Raw genomic sequence first — 15,595 nt, 5'->3', positions numbered from 1 at the left:
GGCTGTCGCGGCCATCAGGGAAAATGCGGATATGGCGGTCCGTTTATCGTCGCGGGCATGAAGCTGCTGCTGGTGGAGGACGACCCGTCGATGCAGACGGCGCTGAAGCGCACGCTGCAGAACCGCGGCATGGCCGTCGAGGTGTGCAGCGACGGCCGCCAGGCGCTGGAGCGCTGGAAGGCGGCCCCGCCGGACGTGGTGCTGCTGGACCTCACGCTGCCCGGCATGGACGGCCTGCTGGTGCTGGAGCACGCGCGCCGCAGCGGGCTCGCGACGCCCGTGCTGATCCTCACGGCCCGAGGCACGGTGGGCGACCGCATCATGGGCCTCAACACCGGCGCCGACGACTACCTGGCCAAGCCCTTCGACCTCGACGAACTGGAGGCGCGGCTGCGCGCGCTGCACCGGCGCGGCGGCGGGGGCGGCGCGCCGGCAGCGGAGCCCACGCTGGGCGGCCTGCGGCTCGACCGGCAGAGCGGCGCCGTCCACTGGGGCGACGCGATCCTGGAGCTGGCGCCGCGCGAGGCGGCGCTGCTGCAGGCCCTGCTGGCGCGCCCCGGCCACGCCGTGCCCAAGGAGCGCCTGTTCGAGCTGGTGTTCCCCGGCGAGGCCGAGGTGCAGTACGAGGCGATCGAGGTGGTCGTCTACCGGCTGCGCAAGAAGCTCGCGCCCACCGGCGTGAAGCTGGTGACGCTGCGCGGCCTGGGCTACCTGCTCAAGGCGGGCGATTGAGCCGGGCGATGCGACTGCGCTCCGTCTCGCTGCGCACCTTCCTGCTCGCGGGCATCCTGCTGCCGGTGGGCGTGTTCGTGGCGCTGAACGCCGCGACCCTGTACGGCAAGACGCTGCAGGCGCTCAACACGGCCTACGACCGCACCCTGCTCGCGTCGGCCAAGTCCATCGGCGAGCAGCTGGACGTGCACGGCTACGACGAGGCCGCGGTGCTGCGCGCCACCGTGCCCTATTCCGCCCTGGAGGCCTTCGAGGCCGACGCGCAGACGCGCATGTACTACCGCGTCTCCGACCTGCGCGGCGAGCTCGTGTCGGGCTTCCAGGACCTGCCCTTCTGGCAAGGCCGCATCCCGCCCCAGCCGCCCTATGCCGCGCTGGTGGACTTCTACGACACCACCTTCCGCGACCGCGACGTGCGCGTGGCCGTGCTGCTGCAGCCGGTCGCCAGCCCCGTCGGCCGCGGCATGGCCGTGATCCAGGTGGCCGAGACGCTGGAGCTGCGCCGGCGCGCCACGCGCCGCGTGCTGATCGACTTCCTCTGGCAGCAGGCGCTGCTGGTGGCCGTGATCGCGCTGGTCGTGGTGCTGGTCGTGCAGGGCGCGACCCGTCCGGTGCGGCGGCTCAGCCGCGAGCTGCAGGAGCGGCCCGAGGGCGACCTCACGCCGCTCACCAGCGCCGATGCCCCGCGCGAGCTGCTGCCGCTGGTGGAAGCCACCAACGAGGTGATGAGCCGGCTGGCCCACCTGCTGGACAACCAGAAGCGCTTCGTGCGCGACACCTCGCACCAGCTGCGCACGCCCCTGGCGGTGCTGAAGGCGCAGGTGCAGTCGGCGCTGCGCGGCGACGTGGAGCCGCGCCAGGCGCTCGTCGAGATCAACGCGACGGCGGAACGGGCGACCGTGCTGGCCAACCAGATGCTGTCGCTCGCGAAGGTGGAGCAGCTGCGGCAGCAGGCCGACGCCGAGGTCACCGACCTCGCGGAATCCGTGCGGGCGGTGGCGCTGGACCTGGCGCCGCTGGTGGCCGACAAGGACATCGACTTCGACATCGAGACCGAGGCGGCGCCGGTGCTCGCGCACGAGTGGATGCTGCGCGAGCTGGCGCGCAACCTGCTGCACAACGCGGTGCGGCACACGCCGGCCGGCGGCGCGCTGTCGGTGCGGGTGCGGCGCGAGGGCGATACCGCCGTGCTGGTGGTGAGCGACAGCGGACCGGGCGTGCCGGCCGAGCTGCAGCCGCGCCTGTTCCAGCCGTTTTCCGCCGGCGACGTCCGAAGCGGCTCCGGGCTGGGCCTGGCCATCTGCCACGAGATCGTCCGCGCGCTCGGCGGCAGCATCCAGCTGGAAAACCGTGAAAAGGAACGGCGCACGGCCGGGCTCGACGCCACGGTTCGCCTCCCGCTGGCAGAAAATCAGGGCTGAATGGACCGGTTGCGGATCGACAAGTGGCTGTGGGCGGCGCGCTTCTACAAGACGCGCAGCTTGGCCACGGACGAAATCGACAAGGGCCGCGTCGCGATCAACGGCCAGGAAGCGAAGCCGGCGCGCGAGGTGAAGGTGGGCGACACCGTGGCCGTGCGCCGCGAGGGCGTCACGCGCACGGTGAAGGTGAAGGCCTTGTCGGACATGCGCGGGCCGGCGCCGGTGGCGCAGGAGCTCTACGAGGAAACGCCGGAAAGCGTCCAGGAGCGCGAACGCGCCGCCGAACAGCGCCGCATCGCCCGCGAGCCGGCGCTCGCCATCGAACATGGCCGCCCCACCAAGCGCGGGCGCCGCGAACTGGACCAGGCCCGCCAGGGCTGGGGCGACCGCTGGAGCGCGTCGCTGGACGACGAGAAGTAAGGAGCCTGTCAACCGGGTTCGGGCTTCCACTAGGCGACGCCGCACCGCCGCGATGGTCTACTCCCTCCCTCGTACCAATGTCGTACTGAGGAGAATTCCATGAGCATCCAGAAGTGGGGCGTCGCCCTCGCCGCGGCGGTGGCCTTCGCCGGCGCCGCGCACGCGCAGCAGTTCTTCCGCATCGGCACCGGCGGCACGGCCGGCACCTACTACCCCGTGGGCGGCATGATCGCCAACGCGGTGTCGCAGCCGGGCAAGATCATCGCGACCGCGCAAGCCAGCAACGGCTCGCTCGCCAACGTCAACGCGGTCGCCAGCGGCTCGATGGAAGCGGGCTTCTCGCAATCCGACGTCGCCACCTGGGCCTACACCGGCACCGGCGCCTTCGAGGGCAAGCCCAAGGTCACCGACCTGCGCGCCATCGCCAACCTCTACCCGGAGAGCATCCACCTGGTGGTGAAGAAGGGCTCCGGCATCAAGAGCGTGGCGGACCTCAAGGGCAAGCGCGTCGCGCTCGACGAGCCGGGCTCCGGCACGCTGATCGACGCCCGCCTGGTGCTGGCCGCCTACGGCGTGAAGGAGTCCGACATCAAGCCGGACTACATCAAGCCGAACCAGGCCGGCGACAAGCTCAAGGACGGCTCGCTCGACGCCTTCTTCTTCGTGGGCGGCGCGCCGGCCGGCGCCATCGCCGAACTCGCCTCCAGCGGCACCGGCATCGAGCTGGTCCCGCTCGGCGGCCCGCAGGCGCAGGCGCTGCTGAAGTCCAGCCCCTGGTTCGCCGCTGACCACATCCCCGCCGGCACCTACAAGGACGTCCCCGCGGTCGACACGCTGGCCGTCGGCGCGCAGCTGGTGACCAGCGCCAAGGTGAGCGCGGACACGGTCTACGAGATCACCAAGGCCATGTACGGCGAGAAGGCGCAGAAGGCGCTGCAGGCCGGCCACGCCAAGGGCAAGTTCATCACCAAGGAGAATGCCGTCAAGGGCATCGGCATCCCGTTCCACCCGGGCGCGGAGCGCTTCTACAAGGAAGTGGGCCTGCTGAAGTAGGCCCGCTTCCCGCCGCGAGGCGCACCGGCAGGGAGGCAGCGCCTCCCTGTTTTGTTTTGGAGGGGAATGCATGACCACGACCGCGGCGCTCGACGAGCGCAAGCTGCAGGAGCTGGAAGAGAAGTTCGACCCGGAGATGCGCTTCCGGCCCACGGTGCAGCCGGCCACGGCGATCGTGACGGTGCTGCTGGTCGCCCTCTCCTGCTTCCACTACTACACGGCCGGCTTCGGCCTGCTGCGCGAGACGACGCACCGCGGCGTCCACATGGCCTTCGTGCTGGGGCTGATCTTCCTCGTGTTCCCGCGCCACAAGCGCGCGTTCGCCTCGCCGGCGCGCGTCGGCTGGCATTCGCCCGGCGGCGTGCCGTTGACCGATTGGCTGCTCGCCATCGGCTGCGCGGTGAGCGTGCTCTACATCCCGTACATCTTCGACGACCTCGCCTTCCGCGTCGGCAACCCCGGCGTCGTCGACGTCGCGATGGGCTCGATCCTGTTCGTCACGCTGATCGAGGCGACGCGCCGCTCCATGGGCTGGCCGCTGCCGCTGATCGCGATCGGCTTCACCGCCTATGCGCTGGCCGGCCCGCTGTTCCCGGGCCTGCTGAAGCACGCCGGCTCCAGCTGGAGCCAGATGATCAACCACCAGTACCTCACCAGCCAGGGCATCTACGGCGTGGCCATCGGCGTGGTGGCGACCTACGTCTTCCACTTCGTGCTGTTCGGCGTGATGGCCACGCGCATCGGCCTGGGCCAGCTGTTCCTCGACATCGCGGCGAGCATCGCCGGCCGCTACGCCGGCGGCCCCGCCAAGGTGAGCGTGTTCGGCTCGGCGATGTTCGGCATGCTGTCCGGATCGTCCGTCGCCAACGCGGTGACGGTCGGCTCGCTGACCATCCCCGCGATGATCCGCGTCGGCTACCGGCGCGAGTTCGCGGGGGCCGTGGAGGCGGCCTCCTCCACCGGCGGGCAGATCACGCCGCCGGTGCTGGGCGCGGCGGCCTTCCTGATGATCGAGTTCCTGAACGTCCCCTACCAGACGATCATCGCGGCCGCCGTGGTGCCGGCCTTCATGCACTTCTTCGGCGTGTTCATGCAGGTGCACTTCGAGGCCAAGCGCTACGGGCTGCGCGGCCTGACCGACGAGGAAATGCCGAAGCTGCGCGAATCGCTCAAGCAGCGCTGGCCGACGCTGATCCCGCTGTTCCTGCTGGTCGGCATCCTGGTGTCGGGCCGCACGCCCTACCTGGCGGCCTTCACCGGCATCACCTCCTGCGCGATCGTCGGCCTCACCACGCAGGTGAGCGGCAACCGCCCGGCGAACTGGGCGGTGTGCGCGCTGCTGCACGCGATCCTGACGCTCATCGTCTTCTTCGACCTCGGCACGCACAGCGACCAGATCCGGCTCGGCCTGTTCGCCGCGGGCGTGGCGATCGCGCTGGGCGCGTGGAAGTTCGGCGGCGTCACCGGCCGCATCCGCCACGGCGTGCTGCTGGAAGCGGCGGAGACCGGCGCCAAGTACGCGCTGGCCGTCGGCGCGGCCGCGGCCACCGTGGGCATCGTGATCGGCGTGGTCACGCTCACGGGCGTCGGCTTCAAGATCAGCTACATCATCACCGGCTGGGCGCAGGCGATCGCCGGCGGCCTGGCCAGCGTGCTGCCGGCCGCGCTGACCGACATCAAGGCGCTGACGCTGTTCGCGGCGCTCGCGATGACGGGCGTCGTCTGCGTGCTCATGGGCTGCGGCATCCCGACGACGGCCAACTACATCATCATGGTCACGGTGGCCGCGCCCACGCTGGTGCAGCTCGGGGTGGAGCCGCTGGTGGCGCACTTCTTCGTCTTCTACTACGGGGTGCTCGCGGACATCACGCCACCGGTGGCCCTGGCCGCCTACGCGGCCGCGGGCATGGCGGGCAGCGATCCGTTCAAGACCGGCAACATGGCCTTCCGCCTCGGCATGGCGAAGGCGCTCGTGCCCTTCGTCTTCGTGTTCTCGCCGGCGCTGCTGATCGTGGCCAAGGGCTTCACGCTGCAGGACTTCGCCATCACCTTCGCCGGCTGCGTGCTGGGCATCGTGGTGCTGGCCGCGGCGCTCAGCCGCTTCTTCCTGGTCGAGATGAAGCGCTGGGAACAGCTGCTGTGCCTGGCCTCGGCGCTCTTGCTGATCGCGCCCGGCCTGTGGGTGTCGCTCGTCGGCGTGGCGCTCGCGGTGCCCGTGCTGCTGCGGCAGGTCGCCGCGCGCAAGCTGCAGCCCCCGCCCGTCGCGGCCGGGCTGGATGTCAGATACCGCTGACTTCGCGTCCCGCCCGGGGCTGGCAGATCGGCTGCCGGGCGCGTCCCATACTCCCTGTGTTGCGTCACACAGCAAGCAGTACAGGGATACGAACAATGAGCGAAACGAAGACGACGGAGATGCTGGAGCGCCTGCCGCGCATCCTGGCGGTCACCGCGTCCTCCTACGGCCTGAATCCGCAGGCCGCCGGGACGCGCAGGCCGGGAGTGGCAGGGGAGCGGCGCCAGCACGCACGCGAGCAGGGCAGCAAGCCCGCCGCGCAGAAATAGACAGGGAAGGATGTCCAGGGAGCGAAAGGCCGCCGCGAGGCGGCCTTTCTTTTTTGGCCGCTACTTGCCGGCTGCGCGGCGTTCGCGCGCGCGGCGCACCTGACGGCTCTCGCCGGCGCGGCGCTGCGCCTCGTCGCGCTGGCGGCGCTTCTCGCGCCACTTGCGCGAGAGCATGCGCGCGACGGTGAAGGTGACGGCGGAAGTGCCGACCAGCAGGAGCAGGCTGGCGAAGTCGGTGGGCATGGGCGCCTCACGGAAGAAAAAGGGCCGCTGCGCGAGCGGCCCGGGGATCCTGGCGGAGCGAGAGGGATTCGAACCCTCGATGCAGGTTTTGGCCCGCATACTCCCTTAGCAGGGGAGCACCTTCGGCCTCTCGGTCATCGCTCCGAAGTAGGTGGGATTATGCCTGAAGACGAGTTCGCATCGAGGTCCCGGCCTGCGCCGGGACGGCCGAGTACGCGCCGCAGGCGCTTTACTCGGCCGGCTGGTCGAGGTCGAACGCCTTGTGCAGCGCCCGCACCGCGAGCTCCATGTACTTCTCGTCGATCACCACCGAGGTCTTGATCTCGCTGGTGGAGATCATCTGGATGTTGATGCCCTCTTCCGACAGCGCGCGGAACATCTTGGAGGCGATGCCCACGTGGCTGCGCATGCCGATGCCGACGATCGACACCTTGCAGATGTGCGTGTCGCCCTCGACGCGTTCGGTGCCCAGCGAGGGCAGCACCTTCGTCTTGAGCACGTCCACCGTGCGCGCGTAGTCGTTGCGGTGCACGGTGAAGCTGAAGTCGGTCTTGCCGTCGTGGCTGACGTTCTGGATGATCACGTCGACCTCGATGTTGGCGTCGGCCACGGCGCCGAGGATCTGGTAGGCGATGCCGGGGCGGTCGGGCACGCCCAGGATCGAAACCTTGGCTTCGTCGCGGCTGAACGCGATGCCGGACACGATGGCTTGCTCCATTTTCTCGTCTTCCTCAAAAGTGATCAGCGTGCCCGAGGCCTCTTCTTCCTCCAGGGGGATGTCCCAGGGCGTGAAGCTCGACAGCACGCGCAGCGGGACCTTGTACTTGCCCGCGAATTCGACCGAACGGATCTGCAGGACCTTGGACCCCATCGAGGCCATCTCCAGCATTTCCTCGAAGCTCACCGTGGCCAGGCGCCGCGCCTGCGGCACGACGCGCGGGTCGGTCGTGTAGACGCCGTCCACGTCCGTGTAGATCAGGCACTCGTCGGCCTTCAGCGCCGCCGCGATGGCCACCGCCGAGGTGTCGCTGCCGCCGCGGCCCAGCGTCGTGACGTGGCCGTGGTCGTCGATGCCCTGGAAGCCGGTGATGATCACCACGCGGCCGGCCTCGAGGTCCTTGCGCACGCGCGCGTCCTCGATCGACTCGATGCGCGCCTTCGTGTAGGCGCTGTTGGTGCGCACGGGCACCTGCCAGCCGGCATAGCTGATGGCCGGGACGCCCTCGGCCTGCAGCGCCAGCGCCAGCAGGCCCACGGAGACCTGCTCGCCGGTGGACGCCAGCATGTCCAGCTCGCGCTGCGCGGCCGCGTCGGCGCGCGCCGGCTGCAGCTCCTTGGCCAGGCCCAGCAGGCGGTTCGTCTCGCCGCTCATGGCGCTGGGCACCACCACCATCTGGTGGCCGGCGCGGGCCCACTTGGCGACGCGCTTGGCGACGTTGCGGATGCGCTCGGTCGAGCCCATCGACGTGCCGCCGTATTTGTGAACGATCAATGCCATCGGAATGGGGAAAAGTCGCGGCCCTCGGAAGGGTGGCCCGTGGCGGGCCGGGGCGCGCGGAAAGGCCGGATTATACCGGCCGGGGTTCAGGCCGCCTCGTAGTGCAGGCGCTCCCCCCGCCGCTCCACGAAGCCCTCGCCCACCTTGATGCGGATGCGGTGCCCGCGCGTCGTGCAGTCGGCGACCTGGTCCAGCAATTCCTCCAGCTGCGCGGCACTTGCGCTCGCCGCGTGGGCCGTGCGCAGCCAGTGGCGCAGCACGTTGGCCTGGCGGGCGCGCGGCAGCATCTGCAGCGCCGTGAGCGCCGGCGTGCCGCCCATGCGCACAAGGTCCTCCTGCGCCACCGTCTCCAGCAGCTGCTGCGCCTGCGCCGCATGGCGCGCCGAGCGCGCGAAGGTCTCGCGGTACTGCGGGAAGCACTCCTGCAGCGCCGGCAGCAGCAGGTGCCGGATGCGGTTGCGGGTGAAGGCGACGTCGGCGTTGCTCGGGTCCTCGACGACGGCTACGCCCTGCTCCGCCACCCACTCGCGGATCGCCTCGGCCGGCAGCGCCAGCAGCGGCCGCACGAAGACCATGCCTTCGCGCTGGAACACCGGCGCCATGCCCGCGAGCCCCGGCAGGCCGGCGCCGCGGCTCAGGGCCAGCAGCAGGGTCTCGACCTGGTCGTCGGCGTGCTGTCCCAGCAGTACGGCCTTCAGGCCGGCGTCGCGCGCGGCGCGGGCGAGCGCCTGGTAGCGCGCCTGGCGCGCGGCGTCCTCGGGGCTTTCGCCGAGCGCGTTGCGCGCGTGCACGCGGCGCACCTGCAAGGGAATGCCGAGCGCGTCGCAGGTCGCGCGGCAGTGCGCCTCGAAGGCATCGGCCGCGTCCTGCAGCCCGTGGTGCACGTGGATGGCCTGCACCTGCCCGGGCCAGCGGCGGGCCGCGGCGAGCAGGAGCACGGTGGAATCGGCGCCGCCGCTGTAGGCGACGGCCAGGGGCAGCGGCAGCTCCAGCCCCGCGAGCGCGGCGGCGGCCGGATTGCCCGGCGGGTCAGCTGGCGTCGGCCTTGGTGTCGCTGAAGCGGCCATAGCTTTGCAGCCGCTCGTAGCGCCTCTCCAGCAGTTCGCGCACCTTCAGGTCGCCGACCTGGCGCCACGCGTCGTTGAGCGCGCGCTTGAGGAACGCGGCCATCTGCTTGTGGTCGCGGTGGGCGCCGCCGACCGGCTCGGTCACGATCTTGTCGACCAGGCCCAGCGCCTTCAGCCGGTGGGCCGTGATGCCCATCGCGTCCGCGGCGTCCTGCGCCTTGTCGGAGGTCTTCCAGAGGATGGAGGCGCAGCCCTCGGGGCTGATCACCGAATAGATCGAGTACTGCAGCATCAGCACCTGGTCGGCCACCGAGATCGCCAGGGCGCCGCCGGAGCCGCCCTCGCCGATGATGGTGGTGATGATCGGCACTTCCAGCTGCGCCATCTCGTAGATGTTGCGGCCGATGGCCTCGGACTGGCCGCGCTCCTCGGCGTCGATGCCGGGATAGGCGCCGGGCGTGTCGACGAAGGTGAACACCGGCAGCTTGAACTTCTCGGCCGTCTTCATCAGGCGCAGCGCCTTGCGGTAGCCCTCGGGCCGGCTCATGCCGAAGTTGCGCAGCGCGCGCTCCTTGGTGTCGCGGCCCTTCTGGTGGCCGATCACCATGCAGGCGTTGCCGTTGAAGCGGGCCAGGCCGCCGACGATCGACTGGTCGTCGGCGAAGTGGCGGTCGCCGTGCATCTCGACGAAGTCGGTGAAGATCTCGTTGACGTAGTCCAGCGTGTACGGCCGCTCGGGGTGGCGCGCGATCTTGGTGATCTGCCATGGCGACAGCTGGCTGTAGATGTCCTTGGTGAGCTGCTGGCTCTTCTTGCCCAGCTGCTCGATCTCCTCGGAGATGTCCACCGCGGATTCGGTCTGCACGTAGCGCAGCTCCTCGATCTTGGTCTCGAGCTCCGCGATGGGTTGCTCGAAGTCCAGGAAGGTCCGTTTCGCCAAGCGCTTTCTCCTCGGTTTGCCGCCTGCCGCGCCGTGCTCAATAGGCCACGGGCAGCGGGTCCAGCGATCTCCAAATATACCAAGTCGCCACCGAGCAGAAGGGATTCCAGGCGGCCGCGACCTCCCGGGCGTCGCTGCGGGACACGGGGTCGCCCGAGAAATAATTCTTGCTGATGCCCGTGATGAGCCCGACGTCGTCCAGGGGCAACACATTGGGCCGCATCAGGTGGAAGATCAGGAACATCTCGGCGGTCCAGCGGCCGATGCCCCGGATGCCCACGAGCTCGGCGATGATCTCCTCGTCCGGCATGTCGCGCCAGGCGTCGACGTGGATCGCGCCGGAGTCGAAGTGCAGCGCCAGGTCCACCAGGTATTCGATCTTGCGCGCCGACAGGCCCGCCGCGCGCATGTCGTCGACCTTGAGCTTCAGCACGCTGGCCGGCGTCATGCGGCGCGGCAGTGCGGAGAAGCGGTCCCACACGCTCTGCGCCGCCTTCACCGAGATCTGCTGGCCGACGATGCTGCGAGCGAGCGTGGTGAACGCGTCGCCGCGCGACTGCAGGCAGGCGCTGCCGAACTGCGGGATCAGGCGCTTCATCACGCGGTCGCGCCGGGTGAGGTGCTTGCGCGCCTCCTCCCAGTACTCGGGCGTAACGAGCTCGATCTCGTCGCTCACTGCTTCGCCTCCCAGGTCGTGCCGGTGGGCGAATCCTTCAGCACGATGCCCTGCTCCAGCAGTTCCTTGCGGATGCGGTCGGCGGCGGCGAAATCCTTCGCCGCCTTGGCGGCGGCGCGCTCGGCGATCCTCTGCTCGATCGACGCAGCGTCCAGCCCGGCGCCCGCCTGCAGGAAGGCCCGCGGGTCGCCCTGCAGGATGCCCAGCGTGCCGCCCAGGGCCTTCAGCAGGCCCGCGCGGTCGGCGGACTTCGTGCGGTTCACTTCCGCGGCCAGGTCGAACAGCACGGCGACCGCCTCGGGCGTGCCGAAGTCGTTGTCCATCGCCGCCGCGAAGCGCGCCGCGTACGGGTCGGCCCAGTCGATCGCCACCTGCGCGGGCGCGACGGCGTCGAGCGCGGTGTACAGGCGCTTCAGCGCGCCGCGCGCGTCTTCCAAGTGCACGTCGCTGTAGTTCAGCGGGCTGCGGTAGTGCGTGCGCACGATGAAGAAGCGCAGCGTCTCGGCGTCGAACTTCTCCAGCACCTCGCGGATGGTGAAGAAGTTGCCCAGCGACTTCGACATCTTCTCGTTGTCGATGTTGACGAAGCCGTTGTGCATCCAGACCTTCGCCAGGGGAACGCCGTTGGCGCCCTCGCTCTGCGCGATCTCGTTCTCGTGGTGCGGGAACTGCAGGTCGGCGCCGCCGCCGTGGATGTCGAAGGTGTTGCCCAGGAGCGCGCACGCCATCGCGCTGCACTCGATGTGCCAGCCCGGACGGCCGCGGCCGTAGTCGCTGTCCCACTGCGCGTCCGCGGGCTCGCCGGGCTTGGCGGCCTTCCACAGCGCGAAGTCCAGCGGGTCCTCCTTGCCTTCCAGCACCGCCACGCGCTCGCCCGCATGCAGTTCGTCGAGCGACTTGCCCGAGAGCTTGCCGTAGCCGGGGAAGCGCCGCACCGCGTAGTTCACGTCGCCGCCGGCGCGGTAGGCGAGGCCCTTTCCCTCCAGCTGGCGGACGATGGAAAGCATCTGCGGGACGTAGTCGGTGGCGCGGGGGTCGTGGGTCGGACGCTCGATCGCCAGCGCGTCGAAGTCGCGGTACATCTCGGCGATCATGCGGTCGGTCAGCGAGCGCACAGTCTCGCCGTTTTCCAGCGAGCGGCGGATGATCTTGTCGTCGATGTCCGTGATGTTTCGCACGAACGTGACGCGGTAGCCGCGCGCCTTCAGCCAGCGCTGCACGACGTCGAAGGCCACGTTGGCGCGGGCGTGGCCCACGTGGCACAGGTCGTACACGGTGATGCCGCACACGTACATCCGGACGTGCCCCGGCTCGAGCGGGGAAAAGTCCTCCAGAGCACGCGTGAGCGTGTTGTAGATGCGCAGGCTCATTGAAATTCTCGGTGCGCCGTCGGCGCCGCCAGCCGCGTGCAGGTGTTGTTCTGGGGAGATCGCTTGAGCCGCGGCGCGGCCCCACGGCTACAATCGGCACGCAGTATATCGCCCCCCTTTGCCGCATTGGCGGCAAGCGTTGGAACAAGAGGCCTCATGAAGCTCGCGCGCCCGAACATCCACAAGACCTTGGCCCTCGCGGTCCTCGCCGTCGCCCTCGCGGCGTCGGGCACGGCGCGGGCCGATGAGTACGGGGACGTGAACCAGTTGCTGCGCACGGGCAAGCTCACCGACGCCCTGAACAAGGCCGACCAGTACCTGGCCGCCAAGCCCAAGGATCCGCAGATGCGCTTCCTCAAGGGCGTCGTGCTCACCGAGGCGGGCCGCACCAACGAGGCGATCGCCACCTTCCAGAAGCTCACCGAGGACTACCCCGAGCTGCCGGAACCCTACAACAACCTGGCGGTGCTCTATGCCGGGCAGGCGCAGTTCGACAAGGCGCGCGCCGCGCTGGAGATGGCGATCCGCACCAACCCCAGCTACGCCACGGCGCACGAGAACCTGGGCGACGTCTACGCGAAGCTCGCGAGCCAGGCGTACAGCCGGGCGCTGCAGCTCGATGCCGGCAACACCGCCGTGCAGCCCAAGCTCGCCCTGATCCGCGAGCTGTTCTCCACCGGCACCCGCGCCGCCGCGGCGCCGCGCCCGGGCAGCAGCGTGGCCGTCGCCGCCGCGCCGGCGGCGGCCGCCCGTCCCGCGCCTGCGCCCGCTCCGGCCGCCGCTCCCGCTCCTGCGGCGCGCCCTGCTCCGGCACCGGCGCCCGCCGTGGCCGCCGCTCCCGCCCCGGCGCCCGCGGCCGCGCCCGCCGCATCCGCTTCGGCCGACGCCAGCAAGGACGTCGAGCAGGCCGTGCGCGCCTGGGCCGCCGCCTGGTCCGCCAAGGACATGGCCGCCTACCTGGCCGCGTACGGCAAGGACTTCGACCCGCCCGGCCGCCAGTCGCGCAAGGCCTGGGAAGAGGAGCGCCGCGCCCGCATCGTCAACAAGTCGAAGATCTCCGTGAAGATCACCGACCTGAAGATCACCGTGGACGGCAACAAGGCCACCGCCCGTTTCCGCCAGGACTACGACGCCGACACGCTGCACGTGAACAGCCGCAAGACGCTCGAACTGGTGAAGGCCGGCGACCGCTGGGCGATCGTGCGGGAGAGCACCGGCGCCTGACGGCGCCGCACAGGTCGAAGGTCTTGCAGTTGAACCTCACTCCTGGCTCCTCCCTCCTGACGAAGGCCCTGCTGGCGCTGTGCTGCGCGGCCGCGTGCGCGGGCGCCGCCGACGCCGGCCCCCGCTCGAAGTCCCGCCACACCGCGACGCAGAAGGCGCAGGCGCCGCGCGACGGCGAGGCCGAGGCCCGCCTGATCGCGATCTACAAGCTGATCGGCCAGGCGCAGACGCGCACCGCGCTCGCGCGCGCCGAGGCGCTGGTGCGCGACCATCCCAACTTCGCGCTGGCGCAGCTCGTGTACGGCGACCTGCTCATGGCGCAGCAGGGCCCGGTGCGCGCCTTCGGCGACGTGCCGGAGAGCGCCGCGCGTGACGCCGGCCAGGTGCTCGCCGAACTGCGCGAGGAATCGCAGCTGCGCATGCGCGCGCTGCGCGAGCGCCCCCCGGCCGGGGCGGTGCCGGCCCAGTTCCTGCAGCTGTCGCCCAGGAACAAGCACGCGATCGCCATCGACACCTCGCGCGCCCGCCTGTACCTGTTCCAGAACGGCCCCGAAGGCCTCAAGCTGATCGCCGACTACTACATCTCGGTGGGCAAGTCGGGCTGGGAGAAGGTGGCCGAGGGCGACCTGCGCACGCCGGTGGGCGTCTACTACATCACCAGCAACCTGGACCCGAAGTCGCTGAAGGACTTCTACGGCGTCGGCGCGCTGCCGATCAACTACCCCAACCCGTACGACGCGCGCCGCGGCAAGACCGGCCGGGGGATCTGGCTGCACGGCACGCCGCCCGACCAGTTCTCGCGCGCGCCCAAGGCCACCGACGGCTGCGTGGTGCTGGCCAACCCGGACCTCGAGCGCATCATCCGCACCGTCGAGATCCGCACCACGCCCGTGGTGATCGCGCCCTCGCTGCGCTGGGTGCCGCCGGCCAGCGTGCAGGCCGAGAACCGCCACTTCCACGACGTGCTGCAGGCGTGGCGCCAGGCCAAGGCCAGCGGCGACTTGAACCGCCTGCTCTCGTTCTACACGCCCGACTTCAGCGTCGACGGCAAGGCGCTGGCCGACGCCGCCCCGCTCATCAAGGTGGAGCTCGGCAAGATGCGCGGCCGCGCCATCGAGCTGAAGGACCTCTCCTTCCTGCGCTGGACCGACAGCGCCGACACCATGGTGGTAACCTTCGGCGAGGTGGCCGAGGGCGCCCGGGGCGGGCCGGTGAAGCGGCAGTACTGGGTGCGGCAAGGCCCGCAATGGAAGATCTTTTTCGAAGGAGTGATCGGTTGATGCCTGCCCTCACGCGCCGCCTGGCCGCCGCGACCCTGCTGCTCGGCTGCCTCGCCGGCGGCGCCTGGGCCGCCGACGCACCCCGCGTCAAGCTGGACACCACCGCCGGGGACATCGTGATCGAGGTCTACCCGGACAAGGCGCCCAAGACCGCCGCGAACTTCCTGCAGTACGTGCGCGACAAGCACTACGACGGCACGATCTTCCACCGCGTGATCGACCGCTTCATGATCCAGGGCGGCGGGTTCGACCGCAACATGGTCGAGAAGAAGACCCGCGCGCCCGTGCCGCACGAAGGCCGCGCGGCCTTCGCCAAGGGGCTGAAGAACGAGATCGGCACCGTGGCCATGGCGCGCACGAACGATCCCGACTCCGCCACCTCGCAGTTCTTCATCAACGTCGCGAACAACGCCTTCCTGGACCCGAAGGCCGACAATCCGGGCTATACCGTCTTCGGCCGCGTCGTCAGCGGCATGGACGTGGTCAACCGGATCAAGGGCGTGCAGACCGGCAATGCCGGCATGCACAGCGACGTCCCGCTGGCGCCGGTGGTGATCAACTCGGCGACCATCGTCAAGTAAGAGAGGCTTTCCCATGAACCCCAAGGTCGAACTGCACATCGCCGGCGGCGGCGTGATCACGCTGGAACTGGACGAGCAGAAGGCGCCCAAGACCGTCGCCAACTTCCTGAACTACGTGAAGAAGGGCCACTACGACGGCACCGTCTTCCACCGCGTGATCGACGGCTTCATGATCCAGGGCGGCGGTTTCGCCCCCGGCATGACGCAGAAGCGCACCGACGCGCCGATCGAGAACGAGGCGAACAACGGCCTGAAGAACCAGAAGTACAGCGTCGCCATGGCGCGCACCTCCGACCCGCACTCGGCGTCGGCGCAGTTCTTCATCAACGTCGCCGACAACGACTTCCTGGACCACAAGTCGCCCACGCCGCAGGGCTGGGGCTACGCGGTGTTCGGCAAGGTCGTGGGCGGGCAGGACGTGGTGGACCGCATCAAGGGCGTGGCGACGGGCAACCGCGGCGGCCACGGCGACGTCCCCAAGCAGGACGTCGTGATCGAGAAGGCGGTCGTCGCCTGAGCGCGGCCGCC

Annotated in this window: 16 protein-coding genes and 1 tRNA gene; 10 read left to right on the top strand and 7 right to left on the bottom strand. The window is 70.1% G+C overall.

Annotated features, from left to right (window positions below; genetic code table 11):
- The first annotated feature begins 57 nt into the window (after window positions 1-57).
- The 6 genes from ACY0MJ_RS07255 to ACY0MJ_RS07230 all read left to right on the top strand — a co-directional run bounded on the left by ACY0MJ_RS07255 (window position 58) and on the right by ACY0MJ_RS07230 (window position 6,188).
- On the top strand, window positions 58-732 hold the full coding sequence (locus ACY0MJ_RS07255; RefSeq protein ID WP_462637679.1) for a response regulator transcription factor: 675 nt from the start codon (window positions 58-60) through the stop codon (window positions 730-732).
- Window positions 733-740: 8 nt separating this feature from the next.
- Window positions 741-2,153 carry a sensor histidine kinase gene (locus ACY0MJ_RS07250; protein WP_462637678.1) on the top strand — a complete coding sequence of 471 codons (1,413 nt, stop codon included), beginning with the start codon at window positions 741-743 and terminating at the stop codon, window positions 2,151-2,153.
- Entirely contained in the window at window positions 2,154-2,573 is a 420-nt protein-coding gene (locus tag ACY0MJ_RS07245; RefSeq protein ID WP_462637677.1) for an RNA-binding S4 domain-containing protein, read from the top strand.
- Between the two features lie 99 nt (window positions 2,574-2,672).
- Window positions 2,673-3,626, top strand: coding sequence for a TAXI family TRAP transporter solute-binding subunit (locus ACY0MJ_RS07240; protein WP_462637676.1), 954 nt, complete (start codon window positions 2,673-2,675; stop codon window positions 3,624-3,626).
- Between the two features lie 70 nt (window positions 3,627-3,696).
- Window positions 3,697-5,919, top strand: coding sequence for a TRAP transporter permease (locus tag ACY0MJ_RS07235; protein WP_462637675.1), 2,223 nt, complete (start codon window positions 3,697-3,699; stop codon window positions 5,917-5,919).
- Window positions 5,920-6,014: 95 nt separating this feature from the next.
- Window positions 6,015-6,188, top strand: coding sequence for a hypothetical protein (locus ACY0MJ_RS07230; protein ID WP_462637674.1), 174 nt, complete (start codon window positions 6,015-6,017; stop codon window positions 6,186-6,188).
- 60 nt (window positions 6,189-6,248) lie between these two features.
- Here ACY0MJ_RS07230 and ACY0MJ_RS07225 read toward each other — a convergent pair whose 3' ends face one another.
- The 7 genes from ACY0MJ_RS07225 to cysS form a co-directional block, all read right to left on the bottom strand.
- Window positions 6,249-6,431: a hypothetical protein gene (locus tag ACY0MJ_RS07225; RefSeq protein ID WP_462637673.1), complete on the bottom strand. Its 183-nt coding sequence runs from the start codon at window positions 6,429-6,431 to the stop codon at window positions 6,249-6,251.
- A 50-nt stretch (window positions 6,432-6,481) separates the two neighbouring features.
- Window positions 6,482-6,575, bottom strand: a tRNA-Ser gene (locus ACY0MJ_RS07220).
- 85 nt (window positions 6,576-6,660) lie between these two features.
- Entirely contained in the window at window positions 6,661-7,929 is a 1,269-nt protein-coding gene (locus ACY0MJ_RS07215) for an aspartate kinase (RefSeq protein ID WP_462637672.1), read from the bottom strand.
- Window positions 7,930-8,015: 86 nt separating this feature from the next.
- A complete protein-coding gene (tilS, locus tag ACY0MJ_RS07210) occupies window positions 8,016-8,996 on the bottom strand; it encodes a tRNA lysidine(34) synthetase TilS (RefSeq protein ID WP_462637671.1) in 981 nt (326 codons plus the stop codon).
- A complete protein-coding gene (locus ACY0MJ_RS07205) occupies window positions 8,959-9,936 on the bottom strand; it encodes an acetyl-CoA carboxylase carboxyltransferase subunit alpha (protein ID WP_462637670.1) in 978 nt (325 codons plus the stop codon). Before ACY0MJ_RS07205 ends, tilS begins: the two co-directional genes overlap by 38 nt.
- Window positions 9,937-9,973: 37 nt before the next feature.
- A complete protein-coding gene (locus tag ACY0MJ_RS07200; protein ID WP_462637669.1) occupies window positions 9,974-10,612 on the bottom strand; it encodes a DNA-3-methyladenine glycosylase family protein in 639 nt (212 codons plus the stop codon).
- Window positions 10,609-11,982, bottom strand: coding sequence for a cysteine--tRNA ligase (gene cysS, locus ACY0MJ_RS07195; RefSeq protein WP_462637668.1), 1,374 nt, complete (start codon window positions 11,980-11,982; stop codon window positions 10,609-10,611). Before cysS ends, ACY0MJ_RS07200 begins: the two co-directional genes overlap by 4 nt.
- Before the next feature lie 156 nt (window positions 11,983-12,138).
- On the opposite strand from cysS, the gene ACY0MJ_RS07190 reads away from it, so the two are divergent.
- The 4 genes from ACY0MJ_RS07190 to ACY0MJ_RS07175 are packed head-to-tail and all read left to right on the top strand — an operon-like array spanning window position 12,139 to window position 15,584.
- Window positions 12,139-13,206, top strand: coding sequence for a YybH family protein (locus tag ACY0MJ_RS07190; protein ID WP_462637667.1), 1,068 nt, complete (start codon window positions 12,139-12,141; stop codon window positions 13,204-13,206).
- A gap of 29 nt (window positions 13,207-13,235) precedes the next feature.
- A complete protein-coding gene (locus tag ACY0MJ_RS07185) occupies window positions 13,236-14,486 on the top strand; it encodes a L,D-transpeptidase family protein (protein WP_462637666.1) in 1,251 nt (416 codons plus the stop codon).
- Window positions 14,486-15,067, top strand: a complete 582-nt coding sequence (locus ACY0MJ_RS07180) for a peptidylprolyl isomerase (RefSeq protein WP_462637664.1) — start codon at window positions 14,486-14,488, stop codon at window positions 15,065-15,067. Before ACY0MJ_RS07185 ends, ACY0MJ_RS07180 begins: the two co-directional genes overlap by 1 nt.
- A gap of 13 nt (window positions 15,068-15,080) precedes the next feature.
- Window positions 15,081-15,584, top strand: coding sequence for a peptidylprolyl isomerase (locus tag ACY0MJ_RS07175; protein ID WP_462637663.1), 504 nt, complete (start codon window positions 15,081-15,083; stop codon window positions 15,582-15,584).
- Window positions 15,585-15,595: the final 11 nt, after the last annotated feature.

The sequence above is a fragment of the Ramlibacter sp. bp-362 genome, from assembly GCF_054956735.1.
This window is presented reverse-complemented; position numbering and strand designations above follow the sequence as displayed.

Bases quoted from the DNA above. Each gene is read 5' to 3' on its own strand.
- ACY0MJ_RS07255 (WP_462637679.1), top strand. From the start codon at position 58: ATGAAGCTGCTGCTGGTGGAGGACGACCCGTCGATGCAGACGGCGCTG.
- ACY0MJ_RS07225 (WP_462637673.1), bottom strand. From the start codon at position 6,431: ATGCCCACCGACTTCGCCAGCCTGCTCCTGCTGGTCGGCACTTCCGCC.
- ACY0MJ_RS07215 (WP_462637672.1), bottom strand. From the start codon at position 7,929: ATGGCATTGATCGTTCACAAATACGGCGGCACGTCGATGGGCTCGACC.
- ACY0MJ_RS07245 (WP_462637677.1), top strand. From the start codon at position 2,154: ATGGACCGGTTGCGGATCGACAAGTGGCTGTGGGCGGCGCGCTTCTAC.
- ACY0MJ_RS07235 (WP_462637675.1), top strand. From the start codon at position 3,697: ATGACCACGACCGCGGCGCTCGACGAGCGCAAGCTGCAGGAGCTGGAA.
- ACY0MJ_RS07230 (WP_462637674.1), top strand. From the start codon at position 6,015: ATGAGCGAAACGAAGACGACGGAGATGCTGGAGCGCCTGCCGCGCATC.
- ACY0MJ_RS07190 (WP_462637667.1), top strand. From the start codon at position 12,139: ATGAAGCTCGCGCGCCCGAACATCCACAAGACCTTGGCCCTCGCGGTC.
- ACY0MJ_RS07240 (WP_462637676.1), top strand. From the start codon at position 2,673: ATGAGCATCCAGAAGTGGGGCGTCGCCCTCGCCGCGGCGGTGGCCTTC.
- ACY0MJ_RS07180 (WP_462637664.1), top strand. From the start codon at position 14,486: ATGCCTGCCCTCACGCGCCGCCTGGCCGCCGCGACCCTGCTGCTCGGC.
- ACY0MJ_RS07175 (WP_462637663.1), top strand. From the start codon at position 15,081: ATGAACCCCAAGGTCGAACTGCACATCGCCGGCGGCGGCGTGATCACG.
- tilS (WP_462637671.1), bottom strand. From the start codon at position 8,996: ATGGCCGCTTCAGCGACACCAAGGCCGACGCCAGCTGACCCGCCGGGC.
- ACY0MJ_RS07250 (WP_462637678.1), top strand. From the start codon at position 741: ATGCGACTGCGCTCCGTCTCGCTGCGCACCTTCCTGCTCGCGGGCATC.
- cysS (WP_462637668.1), bottom strand. From the start codon at position 11,982: ATGAGCCTGCGCATCTACAACACGCTCACGCGTGCTCTGGAGGACTTT.